This is a genomic window from Streptomyces sp. NPDC096311 (assembly GCF_044763085.1).
In the GTDB taxonomy this organism is placed as follows: domain Bacteria; phylum Actinomycetota; class Actinomycetes; order Streptomycetales; family Streptomycetaceae; genus Streptomyces.
The window spans coordinates 128816-154935 of the sequence record NZ_JBIWFN010000015.1; the positions used below are offsets into that span (position 1 = coordinate 128816).

The following is a 26120-nucleotide window of genomic DNA, read 5'->3' on the forward strand; positions in this document are numbered from 1 at the left end:
TCCTGTCGACAGGTCTACGCCCCACCGAGTGTGACGTCACTTCCGAAGCGATGTCACCCGTACACGATCTCTGCTCATGATCCACCCAGGCAGGGCGTGCCCGCACCGGGCCGATGGTGCGGAGGTCACCGTCCTGCCGAGGTCGCGGTCAGCCGGCGAACGCCTCGTTGAGGCGGACGTGGTAGCCGTCTTCTTCCATGAGGACGACGGTGACGCCGAACGGAGAGGGATGGTCCAGTTCGAGCGGGATGAAGGAGTAGTTGACCGCGGCCTGGACGGGAAGGACCAACTCGCCGCCCGGCTGTGGCTCGACGGCGGGCTGCCATGCGGGCTCGGCCGAGCCTCGGCCCTCGGGGGTGTGGGCCGCGGGCTGTTCGGTGTAGGGGAACTGGTGCAGCACATGGCCGTCCTTCGTGGCGTGCACCATGTTCAGACACGGCACCGGGCCGGTGACCGGCAACTGGCAGGCGGTGGCCACGTCGTGGGTCTCCCACGCGAGAACGACCTCGTCGGCGCCGGCCGCCGCGGCGATGTTCGCGAGCTCGGCGATGCCGGTGAGCGCGTCCTTGCCGGGCTCGGTCGGCCGCACCCAGATCAGGCCGACCAACTCGCCGCGCACCAGCGGCATGATGACCGGCCGTGGCACGGCACCCTCGGCGAGCCCCGCGGCGTACGCGCTCTTCATCGACTCCACCAGCGCGTCCCACGTCTGTGCATCCATGAACTCATCCTCGTCGCCCGCCTGTGTCCGATCAGGCTGACCCTGTCATGCGGGCCGTGCCCTCCGCCAGCGGCTCGGACCGGTCAGGCGGGCGCTCCGGCCAGGACTTCCACCTTGCCGGTGTCGAGCGAGTAGTAGGCGCCGACCACGGCGAGGGCACCCTTCTTCACGAGGGGGGCCAGGTCCTGATTGGAGCGCAGGTCGGCGGCGGTCAGCGTGACCTGCGCACGGGCCATGGAGTCCACCGGGTCGGCACGGCCCTCACGGGCCGCCTGCTCGTACGCCGGACGCAGGGCCTTGGCGATCGCCTCCAGATTGCCCGGCAGTGGTTTGCCGTCACGGATGGACTTGTACGCCGCCTCGATGGCGCCGCAGCGTTGATGCCCGAGCACCACGATGAGCGGAGTGCCGCTCGTCATGGGTCCGTACTCCACGGAACCCGTGACCACCGGACCGATGGCCTCCCCGCCCGTGCGCATCACGTACAGGTCACCCAGCCCGGTGTCGAAGAGGAGTTCGGGCGGTACGCGGGAGTCGATGCAGGACAGGATCGCCCCGAAGGGCTCCTGCTTCTCGGCCACGAACTGGCGTCGGTCCGGATCGCGGTCGGGATGTCGAAGATCGCCGCTCACCCAGCGCTCGTTGCCCTCCATCAGTCTGGTGAACGCCGCGGCGGGCGTGGTCGGCGGCGGTTCCGGCGGAGCGCTGGTCGCCGACGAGGCGGCGCTCGTCGGTGAACACCCCGCAAGCGTGGCCGTGGCGGCCATGAGACCGCCGACGAGAAGAACTCTGCGATCGGGATGTCCCGCTCTGTCCATCAGCCCTGCCCTCAGTCCACCGAGACGTCTCCGTACGTCTTGACCAGGGGCGATTGTGCGGTGCGGCGGGGGAACGGGACGGGAGGCACACGCGGGCGCGGGCCACTCCGCCACCTATGGCCCACCACCCGGAGACCCGGAACGGTCTGGGGTGGAGCGTCACAGCCGGCCGGTCAGATGCCCATCGACGCCATCTCGATCGCCGACCGGTAGTTCGCTGCCGCGGTCACCACGCAGGCCCGATAGGTCCGGTTGTCCTTCACGACGAGGAAGTAGTCCTTGAGGTTCTTCCAGTAGCTGAACAGGTAGCCGATGCCCGGGAGGAAGCCGGGCGGCCGGGGTACCAGTGCGAAGGCCTCGGAGCACCGGAGGATCTCGCCGGTCGCCTGGGAGAGGACGTCGGCGACGTCGGGGTTCATGTTCCAGCCGGCGGCCAGGTCGGCGTTCCAGATGGAGGCGGCCACCTCCCGCAGGTGCGCCTCCTCCTCAGGGGAGAAGTCGCTCTGGCCGAAGGCGTGCACGGCCGCCAGGGATGTCGCGGCTGGGGCAGGCCCGGCGGCGGCCGAGGCCGCCGTGCCCGAGACTCCGAGAAGCAGCGCGGCTGTTGTGGCCGCCGCCACCATGTACGTGGCCCGTCTGCCGCCCATGCTGATCGGTCCCCTCCGCGGATGCGCCCGGGGCCTGCCGCCCGGGCAGGGCCGACGCTGTCATGTGCCGTACATACGGGTCAACGGCGACAATCTGCCAACCGTGGCCGACGGTTGGTTCTTGACGATGGCGCACCAGGACGCCGCCCGAGCCCCCGTCGTACGCCGGCAGGTACGCATCCGTCGGGGCACGCGGGGCACCATGATGGTGGCGGGAACCACCCGTGCGGGCGACGACGTACGTCCGCCCTGGACGGCCCACCCCGACCGCACGGTGTTCCGAGAGGGGCATGGACGGGAGTGGCCCGGTTCACATGGCATAACGCGGGCGTCACCGACAGCATGGTCCTCGTCACCGGCAGGCCGAAGGGATCCAGGATGTTCCGCAAGGTGCTGGTCGCCAACCGCGGCGAGATTGCGATTCGCGCGTTCCGCGCTGGCTATGAACTGGGCGCGCGAACCGTGGCCGTCTTCCCCCACGAGGACCGCAACTCGCTGCACCGGCTGAAGGCCGACGAGGCCTACGAGATCGGCGAGCCGGGGCACCCGGTGCGGGCCTATCTCTCCGTGGAGGAGGTCGTCCGTGCCGCACGCAAGGCGGGTGCGGACGCCGTCTACCCGGGCTACGGGTTCCTGTCCGAGAACCCGGAACTGGCACGCGCCTGCGAGGAGGCGGGCATCACGTTCGTCGGCCCGGACGCCGCCACTCTCGAGCTGACGGGAAACAAGGCCCGCGCCGTGGCGGCCGCCCGGGCGGCCGGCGTGCCGGTCCTCGGCTCCTCGGCGCCCTCCACCGACGTCGACGAACTGGTCCGCGCCGCCGAGGACGTCGGCTTTCCCGTGTTCGTCAAGGCCGTCGCGGGCGGCGGAGGGCGCGGCATGCGGCGGGTCGAGGACCCGGCCACACTGCGTGAGTCCATCGAGGCGGCCTCCCGCGAGGCGACGTCGGCGTTCGGGGACCCGACCGTCTTCCTGGAGAAGGCCGTCGTCGATCCGCGCCACATCGAGGTGCAGATCCTCGCCGACGGGCAGGGCAACGTCATCCACCTGTTCGAGCGTGACTGCTCGCTGCAGCGCCGCCACCAGAAGGTGATCGAGCTGGCGCCCGCGCCGAACCTCGATCCGGCGCTGCGGGACCGGATCTGCGCCGACGCGGTGCGGTTCGCCCGCGAGATCGGCTACCGCAACGCGGGCACCGTGGAGTTCCTCCTCGACCGGGACGGCAACCACGTCTTCATCGAGATGAACCCGCGCATCCAGGTGGAGCACACGGTGACGGAGGAGGTCACCGACGTCGACCTCGTCCAGGCCCAGCTGCGCATCGCCTCGGGCGAGTCGCTGGCGGATCTCGGGCTTTCCCAGGAGACGGTCACCCTGCGCGGCGCCGCGCTCCAGTGCCGTATCACCACCGAGGACCCGGCGAACGGCTTCCGCCCGGACACCGGCCGGATCAGCGCCTACCGTTCGCCGGGCGGCTCGGGCATCCGCCTGGACGGCGGCACCACCCACGCGGGTACGGAGATCAGCGCGCACTTCGACTCGATGCTCGTCAAGCTCACCTGCCGGGGCCGGGACTTCAAGTCCGCGATCGGCCGCGCCCGGCGTGCCGTGGCCGAGTTCCGCATCCGGGGCGTCGCCACGAACATCCCGTTCCTCCAAGCCGTACTGGACGACCCCGACTTCCAGGCCGGGCGGGTCACGACGTCGTTCATCGAACAGCGGCCGCACCTGCTCACCGCCCGCCACTCCGCCGACCGCGGCACCAAACTGCTCACCTACCTCGCCGACGTCACGGTGAACAAGCCGCACGGCGAACGGCCCGAGCTGATCGACCCGGTCACCAAACTGCCCCCGCTGCCCGCCGGTGAGCCGCCCGCGGGTTCCCGGCAGCGCCTCGTCGAACTCGGTCCGGAAGGCTTCGCCCGGCAGCTGCGCGAGTCGCCGACCATCGGCGTCACCGACACCACCTTCCGCGACGCCCACCAGTCCCTGCTCGCCACCCGGGTACGCACCAAGGACCTCCTCGCCGTCGCCCCGGCCGTGGCCCGGACCCTGCCCGAGCTGCTGTCCCTGGAATGCTGGGGCGGCGCCACCTACGACGTCGCCCTGCGCTTCCTCGCCGAGGACCCCTGGGAACGCCTGGCGGCCCTGCGCGAGGCCGTGCCCAACATCTGCCTCCAGATGCTGCTGCGTGGCCGCAACACCGTCGGCTACACGCCCTACCCGACCGAGGTGACCGACGCCTTCGTCCAGGAGGCCGCGGCCACCGGCATCGACATCTTCCGTATCTTCGACGCGCTCAACGACGTCGGCCAGATGCGCCCGGCCATCGACGCCGTACGGGAGACCGGGACGGCGATCGCCGAGGTCGCCCTCTGCTACACCTCCGACCTGTCCGACCCGTCGGAGCGGCTGTACACCCTGGACTACTACCTCCGCCTCGCGGAGCAGATCGTGGCGGCGGGCGCACACGTCCTGGCCGTCAAGGACATGGCCGGTCTGCTGCGGGCGCCCGCCGCGGCCACGCTCGTGTCGGCGCTGCGCCGCGAGTTCGACCTGCCGGTGCACCTGCACACCCACGACACCGCGGGCGGTCAGCTCGCGACCTACCTCGCCGCGATCCAGGCCGGCGCCGACGCGGTGGACGGCGCGGTCGCCTCCATGGCGGGCACCACCTCCCAGCCTTCGCTGTCGGCGATCGTCGCCGCCACCGACCACTCCGACCGGCCCACCGGCCTGGACCTGGGGGCCGTCGGTGACCTGGAGCCGTACTGGGAGAGCGTCCGCAGGATCTACGCGCCCTTCGAGGCGGGCCTGGCCTCGCCGACCGGACGCGTCTACCACCACGAGATCCCCGGCGGCCAGCTGTCCAACCTGCGCACCCAGGCGGTCGCCCTCGGCCTCGGCGACCGCTTCGAGGACATCGAGGCGATGTACGAGGCGGCGGACCGTATCCTGGGCCGCCTGGTCAAGGTCACCCCCTCCTCCAAGGTCGTCGGTGACCTCGCCCTGCACCTGGTGGGTGCCGGGGTGGCGCCGGAGGACTTCGAGGCGACACCGGACAGGTTCGACATCCCCGACTCCGTGATCGGCTTCCTGCGCGGCGAACTGGGCACCCCGCCCGGCGGCTGGCCCGAGCCCTTCCGCACCAAGGCGCTGCAAGGACGCGCAGAGGGCAAGCCCGTACCGGAGCTGAGCGCCGAGGACCGTACGGGCCTGGAGAAGTCCCGGCGTTCGACCCTCAACCGACTGCTGTTCCCCGGGCCGACGCGCGACTTCGACACCCGCCGCCAGGCCTACGGTGACACCAGCGTGCTGGACAGCAAGGACTTCTTCTACGGTCTGCGCCCCGCCAAGGAATACGCCGTCGACCTCGAGCCCGGCGTGCGGCTCCTCATCGAGCTCCAGGCCATCGGCGAGGCGGACGAACGCGGTATGCGCACCGTGATGTCCTCCCTGAACGGCCAACTGCGGCCGATCCAGGTCCGTGACAACGCGGCGGCTTCCGACGTACCGGTGACCGAGAAGGCCGACCGGGCCAACCCCGGGCACGTGGCGGCGCCGTTCGCCGGTGTGGTGACGCTCGCGGTCGCCGAGGGCGATGAGGTGGAGGCCGGTGCGACCGTAGCCACCATCGAGGCGATGAAGATGGAAGCCTCCATCACCGCCCCGAAGGCCGGCCGGGTGGCCAGGCTGGCCATCAACCGGATCCAGCAGGTGGAAGGCGGCGACCTGCTCATCGAGGTCGGCTGAGGCTTGTCGCAGGGCACGCGTGCGCAGGGCACGCGTGCGCAGAGCACGCGTGCACCGTCAGGACCGACCCGGCCGCCCGCCTGAACTTCGACAGGCGGGCGGCCGGCGGCGTGCGGGGTGCCACGGCGTCGCGGCGCGGGGTGCTATGGCGTCGCGGCCGGTCGTGTGCCGACGCTAGAGGCCGTCGCCGACCATGCTCGGTCTGTGGACGAGTAGCTGTGCCACCTCGAACGCCATCTCGGAGACCCCGTCGGCCGGTGGTGGGTGGTAACGCCCGGCGCAGACGGACAGGTTGACGATGAGGTAGGCCTGCCAGCTCCTGCCTACGCCCCGCCGGTCGGCGTAGGCGCGATCCCCGTTGACCCACCAGACGACGGAACGGGCGCCGAACTCGACGCGCAGGTCCACCCAGGCGCCCGGCTGGACGGCCTCGTCGCGGTAGTAGCGGTGCCCACCGCGCACATGGTTGGAGAGTTCCAGGAGATCGGGATGGTCGGGGTGGTACTCGAAGACGTCGACCTCCTGGTTTCCGTCCCGCCATGTCCAGATGGCCGGCCAGGCGCCGATCTGCGCGGGGAGTCTCACCCGGGTCTCCAGCACGTCTCCCGCGCACAGGAGAAAACCGTCGTCGCTGTCCTCGGTCGTCAGGAGGCCGGTGTTCCATCTGCCGTCCGGGCGCCGGGTGGCGCGGAAGGTGCCGGTGCGGCAGTGGTCGGGGTCGGTGACCAGGTAGTCGAGCTTGTCGTCGTCCGGGTTGACGGGGCCGCCGTCGGGATACGCCCAGGAATGCCCCGCGACCCACTGCCGCGTCGAGGCGAAGTCCGCGGTGAAGACGACATCGGACACGCGCGGCCTCCTTGATGTCGGCTTTCGCGTACGCCACTGGTTCTCCCCCGAGGAGCGCGACGCATGCTCCGCTCCCCTCGACCGGCGGGGAAACAACTCTTCGGAGTGAACTCGGAGTGAACGAGGCCCCGGGCGCACTCGGCACCGAGCCGTCGCCCGCTGTGAGGCCAACTGTCAACCCGGTACGCCCGGTTGAGGGGCTCACGGCATGATGCCTCGGGTGAACCCGACGAATGACACGCAGGACCGGCCCCGAACGGGCTGGGGAGTACTCACCCAACGGGATTTTCGCCTGCTCTGGGTAGGCGAATCCGTGAGCGGGTTGGGCAGCAGCGTCACCGGCGTGGCCCTGCCGCTGATCGCGGTCGAGGTGTTGGACGCCGACTCCACCGCCGTGGGTCTGCTCGCCGCGGCGGTGTGGCTGCCCTGGCTGCTGGTGGGTCTGCCCGTGGGCGCCTGGGTGGACCGGATACGCAAACGCCCACTGATGATCGCGTGCGATCTGGTCGCCGCCGCCGCGCTGTTGAGCGTTCCGTCGGCGGCGTGGCTCGACGCGCTCACCCTTCAGCACCTGGTCGTCGTCGCGCTGACATGCGGCACCGCGGCGGTGTGCTTCAACACCGCCTACCACTCGTACATCCCGATCGTGCTCGACGGCCGAAACCTCTTGGAGGGCAACGCCAAACTGCAGGGCAGCGAGGCCGCCGTCCGGGTCGCCGGGCCGGGGGTGGCGGGGCTGCTCGCTCAGGCGTTCGGCGCGGTGGCCGGGCTCCTGGCCGACGCCGTGACGTTCCTGATCTCCGTGGTCTGCCTGAAGCGGATGAGGGTGGTCGAGCCGGACCGCGCTCCCGGCGAGGAACGCGCCCCTCTCCGACGGCAGATCGTCGAAGGGCTCCGTTTCGTGGGCCGGGACCCGTACCTGCGGCCGATGGTCACCTGGGGTGCCGTGATCAACATGGCGCTGATGGGCTACCAGGCGGTGCAGGTCGTGTTCCTGGTTCGCACCGTCGGACTGAATCCGGCCATGGTCGGGCTGTTGCTGACCAGCGGCAGTGCCGGCGGCATCGTGGGCGCGCTGCTGGCCACCGGGTTCACCCGGCGGTTCGGCACCGCGCGCGGACTGCTTCTCCTGCAGGCCGCCACCGCGCCGTTCGCGCTGTTGATGCCGATGACCACGGCGGGGCCGGAGCTCCTGCTGTTCGCGACAGGCGGCTTCTTCGTCGGAATCGGAATCTCCGTGGCCAATATCGTGGTCGGCAGCTTCCGGCAGACCTACTGCCCACCGCATCTGCTCGGCCGGGTCGTGGCGACAACCATGATGATCAATCACAGCACCATCCCCGTCGGGTCCTTGCTCGGCGGCGTACTGGGCGACCTGGTCGGGTACCGGCTCGCCATGTGGATCATGACGGGCCTCGTCGCGCCCTGCTGGCTCATCCTCGTCATGAGCCCGATGCGCCGCGAGCGTGACCTTCCGCAGACCTACGAGCTCGAACAGGCGCAAGCCACGGGCACGGGCTGACGGGGGCTCATCCTGCGAATCTCCGGGCACGGCACCTGGGTCCACCAGGGCCTCGCCGCGTGGGTGCGGGGGCGCATGTGTGACGGACGCCATAGAGACGCGGAGTGCTGAGCGGACAGGGCTGGTCGTGGAACTTTCCCTACGTGCCCGGATACGGGCCGGTGACCCGGAGGCCTTCGCCGAGCTGTTCGGCGTGCACGCCCGGGCTGTGTACACCCATACCGCCCGGTTGACCGGAGACCGGGGCGCCGCGGAGGACGTGGTGTCCCTGACCTTTCTGGAGGCGTGGCGGTTGCGGGAGAGGCTGAGACCCGACGCCGCGGCTCCTGAAGAGGGTGACCCGGACGCCGAGTCGTACGAGCCATTCCCGCCGTACGAGCCCTCCGAGTCGTCGGAGGGGGACGGCCTGCGGCCCTGGCTCTACGGCATCGCCACCAACGTCCTGCGCAACACGCGCCGCGCCGCCCGCCGGCACCGCGCCGCGCTCGCCCGGCTTCCCGACCGCCCGTCGGACCACGGCACCGTGCCCGACTTCGCCGAGGAACTCGTCGGCCGCATCGAAGACACCGAACGGCTCGCCGCCGCCCGCGCCGCGCTCGGCGGGCTTCGCAGACCCGAGCGCGAGGTGTTCGCGTTGTGTGTCTGGTCGGGCCTGAGTTACGCCGCCGCGGGCGAGGCCCTCGGCGTACCGGCCAGCACCGTACGGTCGCGTCTCTCCCGGGCCCGCGTGCGCCTGCGTCGCCTGGCGGAGGAGGAGTTGTCCCGACGCCGGCCGGGACCACCCGGGTCAGGAGAAGAACCGAGACGCCATCCCCCCATCGGACAGGAACCGGGTGGCCGCCCAGAAGCGGCACGGTCGACACAGGAGAAGTACCGATGAACCCCGAAGAGCGACAGGAACTGGCCCGGCTGGTGCCGAGCCCGGGCGCCCCGGTTCTGACGAGCGACCGCTACGACCTGCTGAAGGACCACTTGATGCGAGAGATCACTCCGCAAGTCCAGAACACCTTTGATGTCCGGGATGTCCAAGGTGTTCAGGACGCCCGGCTCGCCGCGACGGTCGCCACGCCGCGGAGGACCGCCGCGCGTCCCGGACGCCGGTTCGCCGTGATCGCCGTACCCCTTGCCGCCGCCGTCACGGCCGCAGTTGTCATCGCCACCGGCACCACCGATACGCGCACCACCGATCCGGAGGCCGTCGACCTCCTGAACCGCATCGCCACGGTCGCCGCCGCGAAGAAGGCCGTGCCCGTCCGCGACGACCAGTACGTCTACATCCGCACCCAGGGCTCCCTGAAGATCACGGACAAGGACATCCGGATCTTCCGCGACTCGCGCTGGACCGCCGTCGACGGCAAGCGCCCGGGACTCAGCCGGATCACGGTGCTGCAGGGGCCACCGCCCCGCCCGCGGGACCCGTTTTCCTCGTACGCCAAGGGCACGAGGGACATGACGCTGTACGCCGACCCGAACGTCACCACATTCCGTGAGATGGAGGCGCTGCCCAACGATCCCGACGCGTTGCTCAAGAAGATCTACGCCGACTCGAAGGGGGAGGGGCAGACGAGGCAGAGCGCGGCGCTGGAGACGATCGGCGACATGCTCGACGGCGCGACGCTTCTCCCCGAGCTGGACGCCGCGCTCTACCGCGCGGCGGCGAAGATCCCGGGCGTCTCGGTCGTCGAGAACGCCAAGGACCTCGCGGGCCGCTCCGGCATCGGCCTGAGCTTCAAGAACCGTGACGACCGCGAGGTGTGGGTCTTCGACAAGAAGTCCCTCACGTACCTGGGCTCGGACAAGGAGGCCCTGCTCGACACCGGAGTCACCGACAAGCGGGGCAAGGAGCCCAGTAACTGACACCGGTCAGCCCGAAGGGCGGTCGTGCGGCCCATGCCCCGTCTGCTGACGGCCAGGTTGCCGACCGTCCTGCCGGTACGCGCGCCCCCTTCGCGAGTTCATGCGTGTGGGCCGTGGACCGGAGGGCACGGTCGAAGCGCCACCACACCAGCGAGTCGAGCGCGTCACCCGTGCCGAAGTCGAATCCGGGCGGGCCGCCGTGTCCTCGTGATCTCCGCACCACATGCTCAGCAAGGTGGAAAACCGCTCGCTCACCGGCGCCCTCGGTCACATGGGGAGCGAGAGCAGGCGAACCTGACCGGTGGGCCAAGTCGAATCGCGCAGTGGCGTCCACATGGTCTGCAGCGGCATGATCACGGGCCCTTCGGGTTGATCCACTTGGACGTCACCTTCAAGCGTGCGCCAGCCGAGTCGCCGGTAGAGCGTGACGAGGGGCGGTCGGCAGAACAGGAGCCCGAACTCGGGCCCCAGCGTCCGTGCGTGGTCCAGGGCCGCCGAGACGACTGACCGTGCCAGTCCCTGCCCCCTCAGATCAGGAGCGACAGCGACTCCGCCGACGCCCACCACCTGTGTGCTCACCCCGCCGATCATCATGGGCAGTTGCAACAGCCCGGCGTGCGCGACGAGGCGGTCCTTCTGCCTGATGCCGAAATGATCCTTCTTGGGTAGCCATGTCAAGCCGGCGTCCGCGACGCCGAAGGGGTCGGCGCCGGCACCCAGGATTTCGGTCTGGTCGGTCTTCGTGTACGCCGTGAGCCGCACCACGGTGGGCGATGCGGCGGGCAGGCGATCAGTCATTTCGCCATGATCCTGTTCGTACCGGCGCCTGGCCACCGCATCGGCCGGAGAGGTCGGTTCAGCCGATCTTGCGAGCCACGCCCCCGTAGAAGCCGATCTCGCCGGAACGTGCCGGCGGCGGGGCGTCCGGGCGCCAGAACGGGACCTGGGCCAGGCCGGGCTCGACCAGTTCGAAGCCGTCGAAGAACCGCTCCACCTCGGCGCGGGTCCGCAGGTTCAGCGTGGCGGTGGCGTTGTTGTAGACGGCCTGCGCCTCGCTGCGGTCGGCGAAGTCGCCCGTGGCGTGCGAGAGCACGAGGAAGCTGCCGACGGGCAGCGCGTCACGAAGGGCGGCGACGGCCTGATCGGGCTTCTCCGCGTCGGTGATGAAGTGGAGGATGGCGACGAGGAGCAGGGCGACCGGCTCGTCGAAGTCGATGACTCGGCGGACGTCGGGGTGGTCGATCACGGCCCGCGGATCGCGCAGGTCGGCGAGCACGATGCTGGTCGCACCGGAGCGGCTGAGCAGCGCGTCGGCGTGCGCCTTCACGATCGGATCGTTGTCGACGTACGCGACGCGCACGTCCGGGGCCACCTCGTGGGCGGTCTCGTGCACGTTCGGGGCGGTGGGCAGCCCGGTGCCGATGTCGAGGATCTGACGGACGCCGCTGTTGACGACGTAACGGACGGCGCGTTGCAGGAAGGCGCGGTTGGCCTGCACGCCGATCCGCACCTCGGGAGCGGCGGAGGCGAGTTGGTCGCCGGCCTGTTGGTCGACCTCGTAGTTGTCCTTGCCGCCCAGCAGGTAGTCGTAGATCCGCGCAGGGTGTGGCCTGCTGGTGTCTATCTCCCCGGTGCGGAAGCCGTCCTGACTCACGCTGTGCTCCTCTCGACGACTGCCCCGGCCACCTTGCCCGCGAGCGGCTGACGACAGCTTCGCATATCAACTGCCGTGCCCATGACCGCAGTTACTGGCGCGAGCGGTACCGTCACGTTCGGTGCGCACGGGATTACCTGAGGTCCACAACGCCGGGCGACATCTCGACGCAGGGCCAAAGGAGGAACCTCCCCTCCACCTCCCGCCCTCGCCGGACGGCACCGACTGGTCATCCGGAACGCCACACGCCCGGAAAACGGCAGGTCGGGCCGCTGCCCGTGCTGCGTAGGCGGAAGCGCGGGACAATCGGAAGGTGGGGTTCCGTGACAGCCGGGCAATCTCCTGGCGAGGGCGGACCGTATATATGGGTATGTCGAGATTCCGGTTCCCCGTGGGCCGTCTCCCGGACGAAGCTCTGCTGTCCGGGCTGGCCACCGGCGACCCGGAGCTGGCCGTCACCTTCGTGCGGAGGTTCCAGCACACGGTCTTCGGTGTCGCCGTCGCCGTCACCGGGGACCCACAACTCGCCGAGGACATCGCCCAGCAGACCTTCGAACGTGCCTGGCGGCATGCCCAGATCTACGACTCGCGGCGCGGCTCGGTGAAGACCTGGCTGACGACCATCGCACACAACCTCGCCATCGACGCCGTCCGCGCGCGGCGGCCGGAACCGGTGGCGCCCGAGGACCTCGACGTGATCCTGGGAGTCGTCAGTGACACCCCCGAACAGCACGTCCTGGCCGACGAGGCGTCCTCGCGGCTGCGGGCGGCGGTGGCGGAACTGCCCCGCGAACAGGGCCGCGCGCTGGTGATGGCGAGCATCTACGGCATGACAGCCCAGCAGGTTGCCGACTGGGAGAACATCCCCCTGGGCACCGCGAAGACGCGCATCAGGACCGCCATGGCGAAGCTGCGCACCACGCTCGTGTCCCCGAAGCGAGGCGACCATGTCCAATGACATGACCTGCGAGAAGCTGCGGGAGATCGGCGCCGAACTCGCTCTCGGCATACTGCCGGGACGCGAGCGGGCCGCATCGGTCGCCCACCTCGACCGATGCGCGGACTGCCGCGAGTACGTCGAGCAGCTGACCCTCGTCGGCGACGGGCTGATCGGACTGCTGCCGGGCTGCGAGCCGCCGGTCGGATTCGAGACCCGGGTAGCGCAGGCGCTGACCCAGGGGACACCGGCCCAGGACGGGCGAGCGCGCGCCCGCGTTCCGGGCGCCTGGCGCAGGGGCTTCGGTGGCCGGCTTCGGCTCCGGCTCGCCTCCGCGGTGGCCGCACTCGTCCTCGCCGTCGGCTTCGGTGGCTGGGCGGCCGGAACGGCGATCGAGAACGCGGTGGCCGGCGCCTCCCGGTCCGTCGGCGACGAGGCCGACCTGCTGCATGGCGATCTGACCTCGGCCGCGGCCCCCAGGCAGTCGGCCGGCGAGGTGTACGCCCACACCGGCTCCCCCGGCTGGATCTACATGACCGTCGATCTCCCCGGCGCGCGCGACCCGTACAGCGGCTCGGTCTCCTGCCTGCTGGAGCGGCGCGACGGCGGCACGGTCCGGACGGGCACCTTCAGCCTGCACGAGGGCCGCGGGTTCTGGGGCGGCCCGACCCGCGTCGACCCCGCCGCCGTGTCCGGCGCCCGTTTGACGTCGCCCGACGGCACCGTGCTCGCCACCGCCCATCTCACGTCGGGCGGGGAAACGTAGCGACGTCCCCGGCTCCCGGGTGTCCGCAGGAGGGCGTACGAGGGCCGTACGCCGGGAGGACCGCGCCGAGCGACGCGGCCAGTTCGGTGACCGTCGGCCGGGCCGACGGGTCCATGGCCAGGCAGCCGTCGATGGCCGCCGCGAGCGCGCGGGGCAGCCGGCGCCGCGAGCCGACCGGCGGTGCGCTCACCTCCAGTCGCGGACACCGGTGGTGATCGCCGTCGGCCGTGCCCTCCGCGGTCCCGCGGGGGTCGAAAGGCGCGTCGCCGCTCGCCACCTCGTACAACGTGACGCCGATGCCCCAGATGTCGGCGGCGGCCGTCAGCGGGCCGCCGCGCGCCCGCGGGGGGGCGCGGGGGGGGGCCGAGGCCCCCCCCGCCGCGGGGGGCCCCCCCCGCCGGGGCCCCCCCAGGGGGGGGGGCAAAGGCACGGCGCACTCCACCACCACGTTGGACGGTTTGAGGTCCAGGTGCAGCAGGCCCTGGCCATGCAGGTAGTGGACCGCGGAGCACAACTGCACGCCGAGGAGGGCCACGTCGCCGGCCGCCGCTCGCCGTCGCAGGCGGTGGACGAGGTGGGACAGCGTCTCCCCGGTCAGCGTCTCCAGGACGACGAGCGGCTCCGGCCACTCCTGGGTCTCGTACCCGCGGACCAGGTGCGGATGGCTGAAGGCGCACAGCCACCGGCCCTCCCGCAGCAGCCGGGCCCGCGGCACAGCCTCGTCGCGACGGTCCGGGCGTACGACCTTGACGACACACCGGCAGGCCCGCTGCTCGCTCCACGTGTCGTACAGGTCCAGCCATCCCGTGCGCATGAGGTGCCGCAGGATCTCGTAGCCCGGTGCGGGACGGGTGCCCGGGGCCAGGGGTGGGGGAGCAGGTTCCCCCGCCGCGGGCGCCCGTACTCGCGTGCGCGTCCCGGTCACGACGGCACCGTCCCCGGCAGGGGGCCGCCCGCCCGGACGGGGCCGGGCACGGCGTGCAACCGGTGGAGACCGGCGTACGCACCGCCGCGAGCGAGCAGGTCGTCGTGGGTCCCGGTCTCCAGGACCCGCCCGTGGTCGAGTACGACGATCCGCGTGGCGTCGCGGACGGTGAGGAGGTTGTGCGAGATGACGACGGTGGTCCGCCCGGCCATCAGGCGGCGCAGCGGGTCCATGACGCGCAGGCCCGATCGGGCGTCGAGGCCGGTGGTCGGTTCGTCCAGCAGCAGCACGGGCGCGTCCCTGATCATCGCCCGGGCGATCGCGAGGCGCTGGCGCTGTCCGCCGGACAGCGTCCGGCCGCGCTGGCCGACCATCGTGTCGTAGCCGTCGGGCAGCAGCCGGATGAAGTCGTGGGCGTCGGCCGCGCGGGCCGCCGCGACGATCTCCGCGTCCGTCGCGCCGGGCCGGCCGTAGGCGATGTTCTCCCGCACCGTGCCGTGGAAGACCAGCGTCTCCTGCAGGACCACCGCGAGGCTCTCCCGCACGTCGGACAGGGCCAGTTCCGGCAGGTCGGTCCCGTCCAGCCGGACGGCGCCCCGGTCGGGGTCGTAGAACCGCAACAGCAGCTTGGCGGCGGTGGACTTGCCGGCCCCGCTGGCCCCGACCAGCGCCAGGGTCTCGCCGGGGGAGACGTGGAACGACACCTCGGACAGCGCCAGGGCCGGCGTACCGGGGTAGCGGAAGGACACGCTCTCGAACTCGACCTCACCGCGGGCCCGGCCGATCCGGCGGGCGTCGGCGGACTCGACGACCTGGGGGCGCTGGTCGAGCAACTCGATGATCCGCTCCGCGGAGGCCGACGCGGCGTAAAAGGTGTTGCCGAGGCGGGACAGGTCGCGGATCGGGCTGTAGAGCTTGCCGATCAGGGCCAGGAAGACCAGCAGCCCGCCCAGCGTGAGCTGGCCCTGCGCCAGCTTCCAGGTGCCCAGGCCCATGACGGCGAGACCACCGGACACCTCGATGAGCTCGACCACCGGCCGGTAGACGGCACGGATGCGTGCCGTGGTCATCGAGGCCTGGAACTTGCCGACGTTCTCGCGCTCGAAGCGGCGTTCCTCCCAGCCTTGCCGGTTGTACGCCTGGACCAGGGCAACGTTCCCCAGTGACTCCTCGGCGACGGCGCTGAGCGAGCCACTGCGGCGCCTGCGCTCCCGGGACGCCTCTCTGACCAGCCGGGAGAAGTGCCGGGCGGCGCGCCAGAACAGCGGCACGATGACGAGTGAGAGGAGCGTCAGGTCCCAGCGCAGGTAGAACAGCAGCCCGAGGAAGACGCCCAGTCGGATCACGTTGTAGAGAACGTCCGCCACGCCGGAGAGCAGGAACGTCTCGACGGCGTCGACGTCACCCGTGACGCGCGACAGTACGTCCCCGAGCCGCCGCCGCTCGAAGAACCCGAGCGAGAGCTGCTGGACATGCCGGAACACGTCGGCGCGCAGGGCCAGCAGGAAGCGTTCGCCGACCCACGTGGCCGTCATGTCGTCGGCGAACCCCAGGACGCCGGAGGCGACGACCAGCCCCAGGTAGGTCGGTGCGATCCAGAGGAACGGTCGTAGGTCCCGCGGGACGAGCACGTCGTCGACCACGACCTTGAAGAGCCACAGTTCGGCCGCGTCGACCAGGGGACCGGCGAGACTGAACAGCACGAGCGGCACGAGCCACTGCCGTCGGCCGCGGGTGTAGGGCCAAAAACGGCGGAACACCTCGCGCGGTGGCACGGGCGGCGCGGCCGTCACCAGGGGCGCGGACTCCTCGCCCACCCACAGCAGCCGCTCCAGAACATGGCTCGGGACACGCTTCATCGCATGCGTCCGTCAGTCGTTCGTCGTCCGTCTGTCGTCCGTCATCCGTTCGTCGACCGTCGCTCGGACGACGGAGCGGACCGGCTCCGGTCGGTCCTCCGGACGCCGGTCCGCTCCCGCTTTCACTCGTCGTGACCGGACCGGTGGTCCTCGAAGTCGGAGTGACGGCCGTGGTGCCTGTTCATCGAGTGCTCGTCGTGACCCGAGCGGTCGTTCCTCCCGTGGTCGTGGCCGTGGTCGTGCCCGTGGTCGTGGTCACCGTGTCTGGCAGGAAAGAGATCACTGAAGATGGCCATGGCATTCCTCCCGCTGGGGTGTGCCTTGTATCAGATACGGTCCCGGGTGTCGTTGAGATGTCGTTTTGAAGTAAATAGTTGGTTTTGTCCTATTGGGTCTTCTGTGTCAGTACGTCGGCCGCGGCGGTGGCGTAGCGGCGGGCCAAGTGCGCGAAGGCGTCCTTGAGTTCGGTCGGCCCGACGACCTCGATGTCGGCGTCGAACCTGCCGAGGGTGGCCGCCAGGCCTGGCCACGACCACGAGCCGAGGACGAGGCGGCAGCGGTCCGGGCCGAGCTCCTCGACGATCCCCTCGCGGGTGTGGCGCAGGACGACGGCGGCGGGGAGGTCGAGGATCACCTCGCCTCGGCAGGGCCAGCCGTCGGAGCCGTCCGCGCCGCCGGAGCCGTCCGAGCCCTGGAACCTGCTGGTCACAAAGGCGGCCACGTTCCCGCCGGGCAGTTCACGCGGAGTGAAACGGGGGCCTGTGGGGGTGCGCGGGCTGATCCGGTCGGCACGGAAGGTGCGCCAGTCGTCGCGGTCGAGGTCCCAGGCGACGAGGTACCAGCGTCCGCCCCAGGTGACGAGGTGGTGGGGCTGCACCCGGCGCGGCGGAGCCCCGGCGGGGTCGCGGTCGCCGGTTCCCGCAGGGGACGCGGGGGTGTAGTCGAAGCGCAGCACTTCGCGGGCGTGGACGGCGTCGCCGAGCGTCATGAGCATGCTGCTGTCGACCTGTGGGTGAGGCCGGGCCGCGGGCCGCTCGACGGCGGTGACCTGGAGGGTTTCGACGCGGCGGCGCAGCCGCGCCGGCATGACCTGTCGGACGGTGTTCAGTGCGCGCGCCGCGGCCTCCTCGATGCCCGCACCGCTGGTGGTGGCGGTCTGGAGCGCGACGGCGAGGGCGACAGCCTGGTCGTCGTCGAACAGCAACGGGGGCAGTTGTGCGCCTGCGTCGAGTCGGTACCCGCCGTCCGGGCCCTTGGTGGCCACGATCGGGTAGCCGAGTTCGCGCAGGCGGTCGACGTCGCGTCGCACGGTGCGCGGGCTGACGTCCAACCGGCCGGCCAGCAGCGCCCCCGGCCAGTCCCGGCGCGCCTGGAGCAGCGAGAGCAGCGACAGCAGCCGCGCGGAGGTCTTCTGCATGACTTCCATGGTGCCCCGAGAAGCGGACACATCCTGACCGCTTCTCCTGCGACTGTTCCTCCGTGCCCGACCACAGCAACGAACAGCCGGCCAACGGCAACGAAGAGAAGGACCGGATCACCATGACCGCCACCTCCACGCCCTCCACGCCCCGCGCGCTCGACGACGAGCGGGCCGACCTGCTCGCCCAGCTCGCGACCGCGCGAGCGGCCCTGACCCACACGACGCGCGGGCTCAGCGACGAACAGGCCGGCGAGCACCCGACGGTCAGCGCGCTGTGCCTGGGTGGGCTGATCAAGCACGTCGCGTCCATCGAGGAGGGATGGATGCGCTTCGCGGTCGACGGCCCCTCGGCGCTGCGCTACGACCTGCCCGACGGTGTCACCTGGGCCGACCTCACGGCCGGTACCGCACACGAGTTCCCGCAGTGGGCGATCGACCACCAGAACGACTTCCGGATGCTGCCCGGCGAGACGCTGGCGGGGATCGTCGAGCGCTACGAGCAGGTCGCCGCCCGAAGCGAGAAGGTCATCGCCTCCCTGCCCGACCTGTCCACGACGTACCCGCTGCCGGAGGCGCCCTGGCACGAGCCCGGAGCGGTGCGCAGTGTGCGCCGGGTGCTGATGCACGTCATCGCCGAAACCGCCCAGCACGCCGGGCACGCGGACATCCTGCGCGAGACGCTCGACGGGCAGACGTCGACCTGACCGGTGGCGGACCTCGACCGGGTGGCGGCTGCCCGCCGGCCGCCATCCGGTCCCGACCCGCGTGACCCGCACGGAATCGATCAAGACCTGCACGGAACCGAAGGGAACGGCGTCACCGTGAAGATGTGCGCACCGGGGCGGACCGGCATCGGCGTGACCCGATGACCGTTCTCGGCACCCGGGCCCTCAACCGCGCGACACTCGCCCGACAACTGCTGCTCGAGCACGCCGACCGACCGGTCCTCGACGCCGTCGCGCACCTGTGCGGTCTCCAGGCACAGGAACCGCAGGAACCGTATGTGGGACTCTGGTCCCGGCTGCGGGCGTTCGATCCGGCAGCGCTCTCGGACCTGCTGACGGGGCGCAGTGTGGTGCGGACCCATCTCATGCGCCGTACCGTCCACCTCCTCACCGCCGACGACGCCCTGGCCTGGCGGTCCCGCCACGACGCCATGCTGCGCCAACGGGTGCTCGCCACCTACCGCCGCGAGCTGGACGGGATCGACCTGGACGAACTCGCGGCGGCGGGCCGGGCGGTGATGTCCGACGACGAGCCCCGCTCGATGACCGAGCTCGCGCGGGCGCTCGCCGAGCGCTGGCCGGCACCGGGACCGCGGGCCCTGGGGGAGATGCTGATCGCCGCCCTCGTCCCGATGGCACAGCTGCCGCCGCGCGGGCTGTGGCGCACGAAGGCGGGAGTGCGCAACGTGCCGCTCTCGTCCTGGCTGGGCCGGGAGATCGACCCGCCGACCGAGGACCGCTCCGATCCCGTGGGCCAGGTGCTGGTACGGCGCTATCTGGCCGCGTTCGGCCCCGCGGCCTCGGCCGACCTGCGCGCCTGGTGCGGCCTCGCCGGACTGCCGGCCGCGGTGGCCGCGATACGCGAGGAACTGGTCACCCTCCGCGACGAGCGAGGCCGGGAACTGCTGGACCTCCCCGGCATGCCGCGCCCCGACCCCGACACACCCGCCCCGGTCCGGTTCCTGCCGGCGTTCGACAACGCGCTCCTCGGCTACCACGACCGCGGCCGGATCGTCGACGACGCCCACCGCGGGCTGTCGGTCGCGGGCGCCCGCGTCGTCCTTGTCGACGGCCGGGTCGCCGCGACCTGGAACGTCGAGGCAGGCACGGTGAACGTCACGCCACTGCGCCGCTTCTCCGCGGCCGAGCGCACCGCCGTCGCCGAACAGGGAGAGGAACTGACGTCATTCCTCTCCGACAGCGAGAGCCGCCGCGTACGGGTCGCGGCGGCTCCTGGCTGAGGGGCACGCCCCGTTACCGCACGGCATCGAGCTCGGCGGCCAGCCGGGACACGACCTCCAGCTCCGGCATGCCGCGCAAGGAGTCGACGACCTGTCTGCTTGCGAACTCGCGCTGCGCGGCGGTCACGGTCTGGTCGATGGCGCACTCGGCCTGTACGTAGACGAAGTTCAGGGCCGTCGCGAAAAGCATCGAGAACGACTGAGGATCCGTGATGGCGGCGCGGCCTCCGGCACTCCGATAGGCCTGCGCCAGCCGCCGGGCGGAATCGATGTCCGCGTGGTTGCCGCCCGACCATACGTACACGGCGCGTGCGAACTCGCGTTCCGCCGAGGTGACTCCGGCGTTGTCCCAGTCGATGAGGACCGGCCCGTCCCGGCCGACCAGAACGTTCTGGGGCTGCAGGTCAAGATGCGATGTCACCAGATCGTCGGCGTCGGCCGGTGTCACCCAGTGCGCCAACTCTGCTGCGGACGTGTCGATGAACCGCCCCAACGCCTCCGCCCACGGCAGGCCGGCCTGACGCACCTGTTTGTACAGGGCCTTCCATTCGACGTCCTGAGGGGACCGCTCGTACCAGGCATTTGGCGTCTCGCTCGCGTCCTGTCCCGCCGTGTGGAGAAGTGCCATGGTCCGGCCGAACCAGTCCAGGATGCCCGGATCGGACGCGTCCGCCTCGGCGCCGTCGATCCAGTCGTACAGCTTCACGTAGGACCCGCCTGAAGAACCCGAGGAACCCGAGGAACCGGAAGAATCCGAAGAACCCGAAGAAGCGGTGATGTGTGAGACGTATGCACCGTGGCGATTGGGATAGAGCCGCGGTGACGCAATGCCCAGGTCCTCCGCGGCCTGCCGTAATGCGGCCTCCCGGCGGACCTGTTCCTCGTCGCAGCCGAAGAGGAGCTCCTTCACCGCCCATGAGGAGCCGTTCCCGGAGAACCTCCAGATCTGGCCCAACGCGCCACGCGTGACGGGCGCCAACGCCCATAGCCCGGAGCCGAGTTGGTAGGTCTCCGCTATGAAGTCGGCTGTGAAATGCATTCAGGAACCTCTCCGGACGCTGACGGCCAGGCTTCGTGGCCGGGCCGGTTGAGTCGATCTCACCACAGCCCGAACGAGCTCAATCCAACAACAACTCTTGAGTGAGCCACGAGCACGCGACTGTACAAAGAGCGGGCCGCTGCAGGACGACACTCGAGAAAGGAAATCCCGTGGCCACTGAGCAAGTACTGACCGGCTCCGCGCCGGCCGACGAGAGCGGCGAAGCCGCCGAGCCCAAGCGTCCCCGCGTCTCCCGGCTGCCCTCCCTCACCGGCCTGCGGTTCCCCGCCGCGCTGGCGGTCTTCGCCCACCACGCCTTCCTCCCGATACCCCCGCTGCGGCTGCTGTCCGACGACCGAACCGAGTACCGCCTGGCCGACTGGACCTCGCAGGCCGGCGGCCTCGGCGTGTCGTTCTTCTTCGTGCTCAGCGGTTTCGTCCTGACCTGGTCGGCGCGGCGCGGCGACACCACGACGGGGTTCTGGCGGCGCAGGTTCGTCAAGATCTACCCGAACTACGTGGTCGCCTGGGCGCTCGCCATGCTGCTGTTCGCCAGTTCCTACACCTCCACCCATGTCTCCCTCGCCAACCTGTTCATGGTTCAGGTGTGGGTGCCCAGCTACTTCACCAACTTCAGCGTGGACTCGCCGAGTTGGTCGCTGGCCGTGGAAGCCGTCTTCTACCTGAGTTTCCCCCTGCTGCTGAGTGTCCTCAGGCGTATCGACGCCCGTCATCTCAAGTACTGGATCACCGGAGCCATCGCCGCGGTGTGGGCCACCCCCGCGCTGGCGTACGCCCTGTTCCCGAAGACCCCACGGGTGCCCAGCGGCCAGGACCTCTCGGTCTCCCAGTACTGGTTCAGCTATGTACTGCCCCCGGTCCGCATGGTCGACTTCGCCCTCGGCATCCTGGTGGCGCTCGCGGTGAAGCACGGGCGCTGGCGGAACATCGGCATGTTCTGGTCGAGCCTGCTGCTGGTCGGTGGGTACGTGCTGACCTTCCACGTGCCCTATCTCTACGGTCAGCGCGCCGCGATGATCCTGCCGATCGCGCTGCTGATCGCGGCCGCGGCCACCGCGGACATCGAGGGCCGCTTCACCTTGTTCAGGAACCGCACGATGGTCTGGCTGGGCGAGATCTCCTTCGCCTTCTACCTCCTGCACTACACAGCGCTGTCCACGCTCCGAAAGGCCCTCGGCACCCACCAGATGTACTCCACCGCGACAGGCGTGGCGATGCTGGTCGGCACGGCCGCCGTCACGGTCCTGCTGTCCTGGGCGCTCTACGCCCTGGTCGAGGCCCCACTCGTACGCCGATTCGGCCGATCACGCCGCCGCGCCTGAGCTCTCGTCGCCAGGACGGCTGTCCACACATCGGGAACTACTTCTGGCCCCTTCGACATGTGGGTGTCGAAGGGGCCGAAGTGAGCCCGGACATCGGTTCGTCCGGCGGATGTCAGATCGGGTAGTGGCCGTGGCCGCTGGTCTGAGCGGTGATCCAGCGGGTGTCGGTGAAGGCCTCGGCGCCCGCCGGCCCGCCGAAGGCGTGAACGATGCCGGTACGCAGGCGGCGGGCGACCTCCAGACCGGTCGCCAGGTTCTCGGTGATCACGCCGGCGGTCTGGCCGTACGGTGTGTCGTTGGCCGGCGTCACGGCCTCGTCGGCGCTGTCGACCACGTGGATCACGGTCGCCTGGCCGAAGATCTCGTCGTAGTTGCCCGAGGCGCTCACCGCGGCCTTCGCCCGCTGAACGTCGCGACGCACGCCGGCCCGGAGTCACCCGAGACACCATGCTGTACGCCCTGCGCGCGTGCGCCGCCTGTGTCGAAGCCGACCTGGCCCCCGCGAGTGCGCACGCTCCGGTGGAGACGGGCTGACACTGCGGACAGAGGAACACGTCACGTACTTCACCCCTCCGTACGCGCTCATGTCCTCACCGGTACCGGCCGCCGCAGCAGGTACACGGCCGCGGTCGAGACCAGGACGGCCATACACGTGATGAACACCAGGCCCGCGCCCTCCAGGCTGAGGGGACCCGTCAGGAGCCCCACACCGATCACCGGCACCGAGATACCCGCGTAGGCCACCACGAACAGCGTCGAGATCACCGCCGCGCGCCGGTCCGCGGGAGACGCCTCGGCCACCGCGGACAGCGCCCCGCGAAACGCCAGCCCCTGCCCGCCCCCGCCGACGAGCGCGCTCAGCACCACCAGCGCCAGCAGGTCCCACCGCAGCGCGCCCGCGAGCAGCGCCAGCCCGGCGAGGAGTGCCGCGCAGCCCAGGGGGAGCGATCGCCCCATCCCGACCCGGCCGACGGTGAGCTGCCCGGCGGTCGAGGCGAAGAAGGCCAGCGCGACGACCAGCCCGCTGACGGCGTGGCTGTGCACGTTCAGCGACTGCGCGAGGAACGCCGGGCTGACCGACGTGAACACCCCGAACAGCGCGAACCCCACGAACGAAGCGATCGCCGCGGGCCCGAACACCGCCCGCACCTGCGCGGGCAGGCCGGGCCGTTGCGGCCGTACGGTGCTCAGCGGCCGCCGCTCCCGCACGGTCTCCGGAAGCCACAGCAGGACGACGGCCGAGCAGGCCACCAGGGCGAGATGCACGGCGAACGGGAGGTACAGCGGCCAGGCGGCGTACTGCGCGAGCACTCCGGAGAGCAGCGGGCCGCAGCCGAGGCCGCCCATGTTGGCGGCCGTCGCCACGAACGTGGCCCGGGAGGCGCCGCCGTGCGGCGCCAACTCCATCACGTACGCCGTCGCAGCCCCGGTGAACAGACCGGCGGACAGCCCCGACAGCAGCCGCCCCGCGTACAGCCAGCCCAGCCCCGTGGCGCACAGGAAACAGACGGCGCTCGCCGCGGAGAATCCCAGGCCCCACAGCAGGACCGGACGTCTGCCCACGGCGTCCGAGGCGTTCCCCGTCAGCAGCAGCACGCCGATGACCCCGAAGGCGTACACGGCGTACACGACGGTGACCGTCAGCTCGGAGAATCCGAACTTCTCCTGATAGAGGCCGTAGAGGGGAGTCGGCAGCGTGGTGCCGGCCATGCACACGACGAACACCGCCCCGCTGAGCAAACACTGGCGCCACCCTCGGCGATCACCGTCCATGCCGCCGACGGTAACCCCGCACACGGCCCCGGCCCGGTCGGGCCGCAGCCGTGGCGCGTCCGAAACACCCACCTGCGGTGATGCGGAGATGAGGGGCGGTAAGGGGCTCAGGGCTTCAGCGGAGTGCACAGCAGGGCGGCGGGTCCCGCGGTGCTGCCCACGCGGGTGGTGAAGGCGATACCGGCGGCGTACTCGTCGGCGGAACACTGGCCCTTGTAAGCGCCGTAGGCGAAGTCGCCGCCCGCCATGTCGGCGGGCCGGGTGTCGGAGCGGTCGAACCAGACAGTCCGTCCGGTGGCCCCCAGCGGGGTGCGGCCGGGCGCGCACAAGGCAGCCGACACGCGGTCACCGCGGCGGCTGTAGCCGATGAGGAACTGCCCGGTGGGGCACTGGAGTTTGGTGTAGCCACCGGCCCAGTCGCCGCCTGCGGGGACGTACCGTTCGTCGGTGACGACCGTCTGGGCGTTGCCTGCGGCGCGCAGGTCGCCGGCGGTGGTGTCGGTGCACAGGCCACGCCCGGACGTGTGGCTGAGGCCGATCAGCCGCAAGCCGTCGGGGCAGGCGGCCTTGTAGGCCCCCGGATCCCAGTCGCCGCCGGCCCGTACGCGCAGGGACTGCACGTGGTCGCCGTGGTCGGTGGTGAGCATGCGCCAGACAGGGACCGGCGTGATGGTTCCGGTACGTGTGGGAGAGGTCATGAGGTGGCTCCAGGCGGTGGCGCGCCAGTCGCCCTGGTCGAGGATGCCGTACCGTCGTCCCGCGGTGTCGTAGCGCAGCAGGGCCCAGTCGTCGTGGCCCTCCCAGCCGACCAGGGGCCAGTAGGCGAAGTCGGCGTCATGGTCGGCGAAGTAGTCGGTGATGTTGCCGAACCAGGTGCGGGGCGCGGTGCCCGTCTCGTTGGCGCCGATGCCGAATTCGCTGATCCACACGGGCGCGGTGTAGTGCTGCCCCTCCGTGGTGACGTAGAAGGCCTGGTCGGCGAGGACCTGGTACAGCTGGTCGCGGGTCAGGTCCTGGTAGCGGGCGTCGTGGGTCTCGCCGATTCCGGTGGCGCCGCTGTGACGGGGGCCGGTGTAGCCGTAGAAGTGGGCGGAGTAGACCAGCTTGTGGGCGTCCACGAGGGTGTGGGAGAGCGTGCGCACGGGTGTGAGGGTGGGGCGGTCGTGCGGCAGCCCGTCGACGGGGACGCCGGTCCAGTTGATGCCCTCGATGATGATGAGGAGGTTGGGGTTGGCCTCGGTGAGGATGCGGTCCGCGGCTTGTTGGGCGGCGGCGTACCAGTCGTGGCTGTCGCCCGCGCCCCAGTTGGGGTCGTCCATTACGTCGCGCCGTACCTCGTTGTAGAGGTCGGCGCCCACGACACGGGAGTCGGTGGCGTATCGGCGGGCCATGAAGACCCAGTCGTCCGTCCACTGCTGGGTGGACTGGCTGCTGTTCCACCGTTCGTTGCCGTCGATGCCGCAGCACCAACGGGAGGTGTTCGTATGGTTGTTGAGGATGACCGCGAACCCGTCCTGGGTGAGGGCGGCCACGACGGCGTCGTAGATCTGCAGGGGCGTCCTGCCGCGCAGTTGCGGATTGGCGGCGACGGCCACGTCCGGCACGGGCGCTGTCGCGTGGATCATCTCGTTGGAGAACGGCAGCCGGATGCTGTTGATACCGAGTTCGTGGAAGTCGGCGAGCAGTTCGGGCAGCGGGGCACGGTCGAGGCCGAGGGGGATGCCGTAGGAGTCCTGGCCGGCGTGGTGGTTGGCGGGGTCGGTGATGCTGCCGCTTCCGGTCCATGAGCCCTGTGCGCCGTCCCAGTTGGCCGACTTCAGCCGGAACCGGTTGCCCCGGGCGTCGCCGATGTACCGGCCCTGGGTCGACAGCGGAGGCTGCCAGGTGTCGGCCGCCGCGGCGGTGGCCTGGGGGAGGGCCTTGGCGGCGACGGGCTCCGGGACGGTGGCCAGCGCCGTCGGCGCCGCGGTCAGCAGCGCGAGAGCCGCCGTCGCTGATGTCAGGTACTTGACAAGTCTACGTATGGTCGGCATCCGGTCCTCTGTGGGAGCGCTGGGGTGAAGCTGACGAGTCGGCGTCGCGACGGACGAGCGCCTGTGCGTGGCGCCCTTCCAGAGTGACATCAAGTCCGGCCCTGGTCACCGGTCTTGGTGGCGGCCGCCAGCCTACAATTGTCAGCGGCCGTCGGCCTATGGGCGGACGGCAGCCGGGTCGGCCTCGGTTGTCGCGGCCGTCCCGATCCGTCCGGTGCGGCCCGGAGAAAAATCAGGTGCG

At 70.8% G+C, this 26120-nt stretch carries 23 protein-coding genes; 9 read left to right on the forward strand and 14 right to left on the reverse strand.

The window, feature by feature from the left end; translation table 11 throughout:
• Positions 1-148: 148 nt before the first annotated feature.
• From ACIRA5_RS34045 to ACIRA5_RS34055, 3 genes are all read right to left on the reverse strand, one after another.
• Entirely contained in the window at positions 149-721 is a 573-nt protein-coding gene (locus tag ACIRA5_RS34045) for a hypothetical protein (RefSeq protein WP_403697481.1), read from the reverse strand.
• An 83-nt stretch (positions 722-804) separates the two neighbouring features.
• Complete coding sequence (locus ACIRA5_RS34050; protein ID WP_403697484.1) at positions 805-1488, reverse strand: carbonic anhydrase; 684 nt, start codon at positions 1486-1488, stop codon at positions 805-807.
• Between the two features lie 224 nt (positions 1489-1712).
• Positions 1713-2186, reverse strand: coding sequence for a hypothetical protein (locus ACIRA5_RS34055; protein WP_403697487.1), 474 nt, complete (start codon positions 2184-2186; stop codon positions 1713-1715).
• Positions 2187-2564: 378 nt separating this feature from the next.
• Between ACIRA5_RS34055 and ACIRA5_RS34060 the strand changes: the two genes are divergently transcribed.
• Positions 2565-5939, forward strand: a complete 3375-nt coding sequence (locus tag ACIRA5_RS34060; protein ID WP_403697489.1) for a pyruvate carboxylase — start codon at positions 2565-2567, stop codon at positions 5937-5939.
• Positions 5940-6113: 174 nt separating this feature from the next.
• On the opposite strand, the gene ACIRA5_RS34065 is transcribed toward ACIRA5_RS34060, so the two are convergent.
• Positions 6114-6785 carry a beta-glucanase gene (locus ACIRA5_RS34065; RefSeq protein WP_403697491.1) on the reverse strand — a complete coding sequence of 224 codons (672 nt, stop codon included), beginning with the start codon at positions 6783-6785 and terminating at the stop codon, positions 6114-6116.
• A 211-nt stretch (positions 6786-6996) separates the two neighbouring features.
• On the opposite strand from ACIRA5_RS34065, the gene ACIRA5_RS34070 reads away from it, so the two are divergent.
• From ACIRA5_RS34070 to ACIRA5_RS34080, 3 genes are all read left to right on the forward strand, one after another.
• Positions 6997-8307 (forward strand): MFS transporter, encoded by a 1311-nt coding sequence (locus ACIRA5_RS34070; RefSeq protein ID WP_403697757.1) that lies wholly within the window; start codon positions 6997-6999, stop codon positions 8305-8307.
• A gap of 127 nt (positions 8308-8434) precedes the next feature.
• Positions 8435-9187 (forward strand): RNA polymerase sigma factor, encoded by a 753-nt coding sequence (locus ACIRA5_RS34075; protein WP_403697493.1) that lies wholly within the window; start codon positions 8435-8437, stop codon positions 9185-9187.
• The gene (locus ACIRA5_RS34080) at positions 9184-10164 is read left to right on the forward strand and encodes a CU044_5270 family protein (protein ID WP_403697495.1); all 981 of its coding nucleotides are present in this window, start codon (positions 9184-9186) and stop codon (positions 10162-10164) included. Before ACIRA5_RS34075 ends, ACIRA5_RS34080 begins: the two co-directional genes overlap by 4 nt.
• 267 nt (positions 10165-10431) lie before the next feature.
• Here the strand turns inward: ACIRA5_RS34080 and ACIRA5_RS34085 are convergent, their stop codons facing one another.
• Together ACIRA5_RS34085 and ACIRA5_RS34090 are read right to left on the reverse strand one after the other, a co-directional pair.
• Entirely contained in the window at positions 10432-10962 is a 531-nt protein-coding gene (locus ACIRA5_RS34085; RefSeq protein ID WP_403697759.1) for a GNAT family N-acetyltransferase, read from the reverse strand.
• A 58-nt stretch (positions 10963-11020) separates the two neighbouring features.
• Positions 11021-11818, reverse strand: coding sequence for an SAM-dependent methyltransferase (locus tag ACIRA5_RS34090; protein ID WP_403697497.1), 798 nt, complete (start codon positions 11816-11818; stop codon positions 11021-11023).
• A 370-nt stretch (positions 11819-12188) separates the two neighbouring features.
• Between ACIRA5_RS34090 and ACIRA5_RS34095 the strand changes: the two genes are divergently transcribed.
• Both ACIRA5_RS34095 and ACIRA5_RS34100 read left to right on the forward strand, forming a co-directional pair.
• Positions 12189-12776, forward strand: coding sequence for an RNA polymerase sigma factor (locus ACIRA5_RS34095; protein WP_403697500.1), 588 nt, complete (start codon positions 12189-12191; stop codon positions 12774-12776).
• Positions 12766-13521 (forward strand): hypothetical protein, encoded by a 756-nt coding sequence (locus tag ACIRA5_RS34100; RefSeq protein WP_403697503.1) that lies wholly within the window; start codon positions 12766-12768, stop codon positions 13519-13521. Before ACIRA5_RS34095 ends, ACIRA5_RS34100 begins: the two co-directional genes overlap by 11 nt.
• On the opposite strand, the gene ACIRA5_RS34105 is transcribed toward ACIRA5_RS34100, so the two are convergent.
• The 4 genes from ACIRA5_RS34105 to ACIRA5_RS34120 all read right to left on the reverse strand — a co-directional run bounded on the left by ACIRA5_RS34105 (position 13499) and on the right by ACIRA5_RS34120 (position 17722).
• Entirely contained in the window at positions 13499-14446 is a 948-nt protein-coding gene (locus ACIRA5_RS34105) for a protein kinase (protein ID WP_403697505.1), read from the reverse strand. The genes ACIRA5_RS34100 and ACIRA5_RS34105 overlap by 23 nt on opposite strands.
• Positions 14443-16305 (reverse strand): ABC transporter ATP-binding protein, encoded by a 1863-nt coding sequence (locus ACIRA5_RS34110; RefSeq protein ID WP_403697508.1) that lies wholly within the window; start codon positions 16303-16305, stop codon positions 14443-14445. The genes ACIRA5_RS34105 and ACIRA5_RS34110 overlap by 4 nt, the downstream gene beginning before the upstream one ends.
• Before the next feature lie 122 nt (positions 16306-16427).
• Positions 16428-16601 carry a hypothetical protein gene (locus ACIRA5_RS34115; RefSeq protein WP_403697511.1) on the reverse strand — a complete coding sequence of 58 codons (174 nt, stop codon included), beginning with the start codon at positions 16599-16601 and terminating at the stop codon, positions 16428-16430.
• 89 nt (positions 16602-16690) lie between these two features.
• Complete coding sequence (locus ACIRA5_RS34120; RefSeq protein ID WP_403697514.1) at positions 16691-17722, reverse strand: helix-turn-helix transcriptional regulator; 1032 nt, start codon at positions 17720-17722, stop codon at positions 16691-16693.
• Positions 17723-17844: 122 nt separating this feature from the next.
• On the opposite strand from ACIRA5_RS34120, the gene ACIRA5_RS34125 reads away from it, so the two are divergent.
• Both ACIRA5_RS34125 and ACIRA5_RS34130 read left to right on the forward strand, forming a co-directional pair.
• On the forward strand, positions 17845-18429 hold the full coding sequence (locus ACIRA5_RS34125; protein ID WP_403697761.1) for a DinB family protein: 585 nt from the start codon (positions 17845-17847) through the stop codon (positions 18427-18429).
• A 161-nt stretch (positions 18430-18590) separates the two neighbouring features.
• Positions 18591-19691 (forward strand): winged helix DNA-binding domain-containing protein, encoded by a 1101-nt coding sequence (locus ACIRA5_RS34130; RefSeq protein WP_403697517.1) that lies wholly within the window; start codon positions 18591-18593, stop codon positions 19689-19691.
• 13 nt (positions 19692-19704) lie between these two features.
• On the opposite strand, the gene ACIRA5_RS34135 is transcribed toward ACIRA5_RS34130, so the two are convergent.
• Positions 19705-20730, reverse strand: coding sequence for a phosphotransferase enzyme family protein (locus ACIRA5_RS34135; RefSeq protein WP_403697519.1), 1026 nt, complete (start codon positions 20728-20730; stop codon positions 19705-19707).
• A 170-nt stretch (positions 20731-20900) separates the two neighbouring features.
• Between ACIRA5_RS34135 and ACIRA5_RS34140 the strand changes: the two genes are divergently transcribed.
• The gene (locus ACIRA5_RS34140; RefSeq protein WP_403697522.1) at positions 20901-22073 is read left to right on the forward strand and encodes an acyltransferase family protein; all 1173 of its coding nucleotides are present in this window, start codon (positions 20901-20903) and stop codon (positions 22071-22073) included.
• A gap of 112 nt (positions 22074-22185) precedes the next feature.
• Here the strand turns inward: ACIRA5_RS34140 and ACIRA5_RS34145 are convergent, their stop codons facing one another.
• The 3 genes from ACIRA5_RS34145 to ACIRA5_RS34155 all read right to left on the reverse strand — a co-directional run bounded on the left by ACIRA5_RS34145 (position 22186) and on the right by ACIRA5_RS34155 (position 25879).
• Positions 22186-22494 (reverse strand): aldehyde dehydrogenase family protein, encoded by a 309-nt coding sequence (locus tag ACIRA5_RS34145; RefSeq protein WP_403697524.1) that lies wholly within the window; start codon positions 22492-22494, stop codon positions 22186-22188.
• A gap of 161 nt (positions 22495-22655) precedes the next feature.
• Positions 22656-23846 (reverse strand): MFS transporter, encoded by a 1191-nt coding sequence (locus ACIRA5_RS34150; protein ID WP_403697527.1) that lies wholly within the window; start codon positions 23844-23846, stop codon positions 22656-22658.
• A gap of 107 nt (positions 23847-23953) precedes the next feature.
• On the reverse strand, positions 23954-25879 hold the full coding sequence (locus tag ACIRA5_RS34155) for a glycoside hydrolase family 5 protein (RefSeq protein ID WP_403697530.1): 1926 nt from the start codon (positions 25877-25879) through the stop codon (positions 23954-23956).
• Positions 25880-26120 lie beyond the last annotated feature (241 nt).

Coding starts and splice junctions, on each gene's coding strand:
- ACIRA5_RS34050 (WP_403697484.1), bottom strand. CDS start 1,488: ATGGCCGCCACGGCCACGCTTGCGGGGTGTTCACCGACGAGCGCCGCC.
- ACIRA5_RS34120 (WP_403697514.1), bottom strand. CDS start 17,722: ATGCAGAAGACCTCCGCGCGGCTGCTGTCGCTGCTCTCGCTGCTCCAG.
- ACIRA5_RS34055 (WP_403697487.1), bottom strand. CDS start 2,186: ATGGGCGGCAGACGGGCCACGTACATGGTGGCGGCGGCCACAACAGCC.
- ACIRA5_RS34095 (WP_403697500.1), top strand. CDS start 12,189: ATGTCGAGATTCCGGTTCCCCGTGGGCCGTCTCCCGGACGAAGCTCTG.
- ACIRA5_RS34115 (WP_403697511.1), bottom strand. CDS start 16,601: ATGGCCATCTTCAGTGATCTCTTTCCTGCCAGACACGGTGACCACGAC.
- ACIRA5_RS34110 (WP_403697508.1), bottom strand. CDS start 16,305: ATGAAGCGTGTCCCGAGCCATGTTCTGGAGCGGCTGCTGTGGGTGGGC.
- ACIRA5_RS34045 (WP_403697481.1), bottom strand. CDS start 721: ATGGATGCACAGACGTGGGACGCGCTGGTGGAGTCGATGAAGAGCGCG.
- ACIRA5_RS34155 (WP_403697530.1), bottom strand. CDS start 25,879: ATGCCGACCATACGTAGACTTGTCAAGTACCTGACATCAGCGACGGCG.
- ACIRA5_RS34070 (WP_403697757.1), top strand. CDS start 6,997: ATGCCTCGGGTGAACCCGACGAATGACACGCAGGACCGGCCCCGAACG.
- ACIRA5_RS34060 (WP_403697489.1), top strand. CDS start 2,565: ATGTTCCGCAAGGTGCTGGTCGCCAACCGCGGCGAGATTGCGATTCGC.
- ACIRA5_RS34125 (WP_403697761.1), top strand. CDS start 17,845: ATGACCGCCACCTCCACGCCCTCCACGCCCCGCGCGCTCGACGACGAG.
- ACIRA5_RS34080 (WP_403697495.1), top strand. CDS start 9,184: ATGAACCCCGAAGAGCGACAGGAACTGGCCCGGCTGGTGCCGAGCCCG.
- ACIRA5_RS34150 (WP_403697527.1), bottom strand. CDS start 23,846: ATGGACGGTGATCGCCGAGGGTGGCGCCAGTGTTTGCTCAGCGGGGCG.
- ACIRA5_RS34130 (WP_403697517.1), top strand. CDS start 18,591: ATGACCGTTCTCGGCACCCGGGCCCTCAACCGCGCGACACTCGCCCGA.
- ACIRA5_RS34100 (WP_403697503.1), top strand. CDS start 12,766: ATGTCCAATGACATGACCTGCGAGAAGCTGCGGGAGATCGGCGCCGAA.
- ACIRA5_RS34135 (WP_403697519.1), bottom strand. CDS start 20,730: ATGCATTTCACAGCCGACTTCATAGCGGAGACCTACCAACTCGGCTCC.
- ACIRA5_RS34085 (WP_403697759.1), bottom strand. CDS start 10,962: ATGACTGATCGCCTGCCCGCCGCATCGCCCACCGTGGTGCGGCTCACG.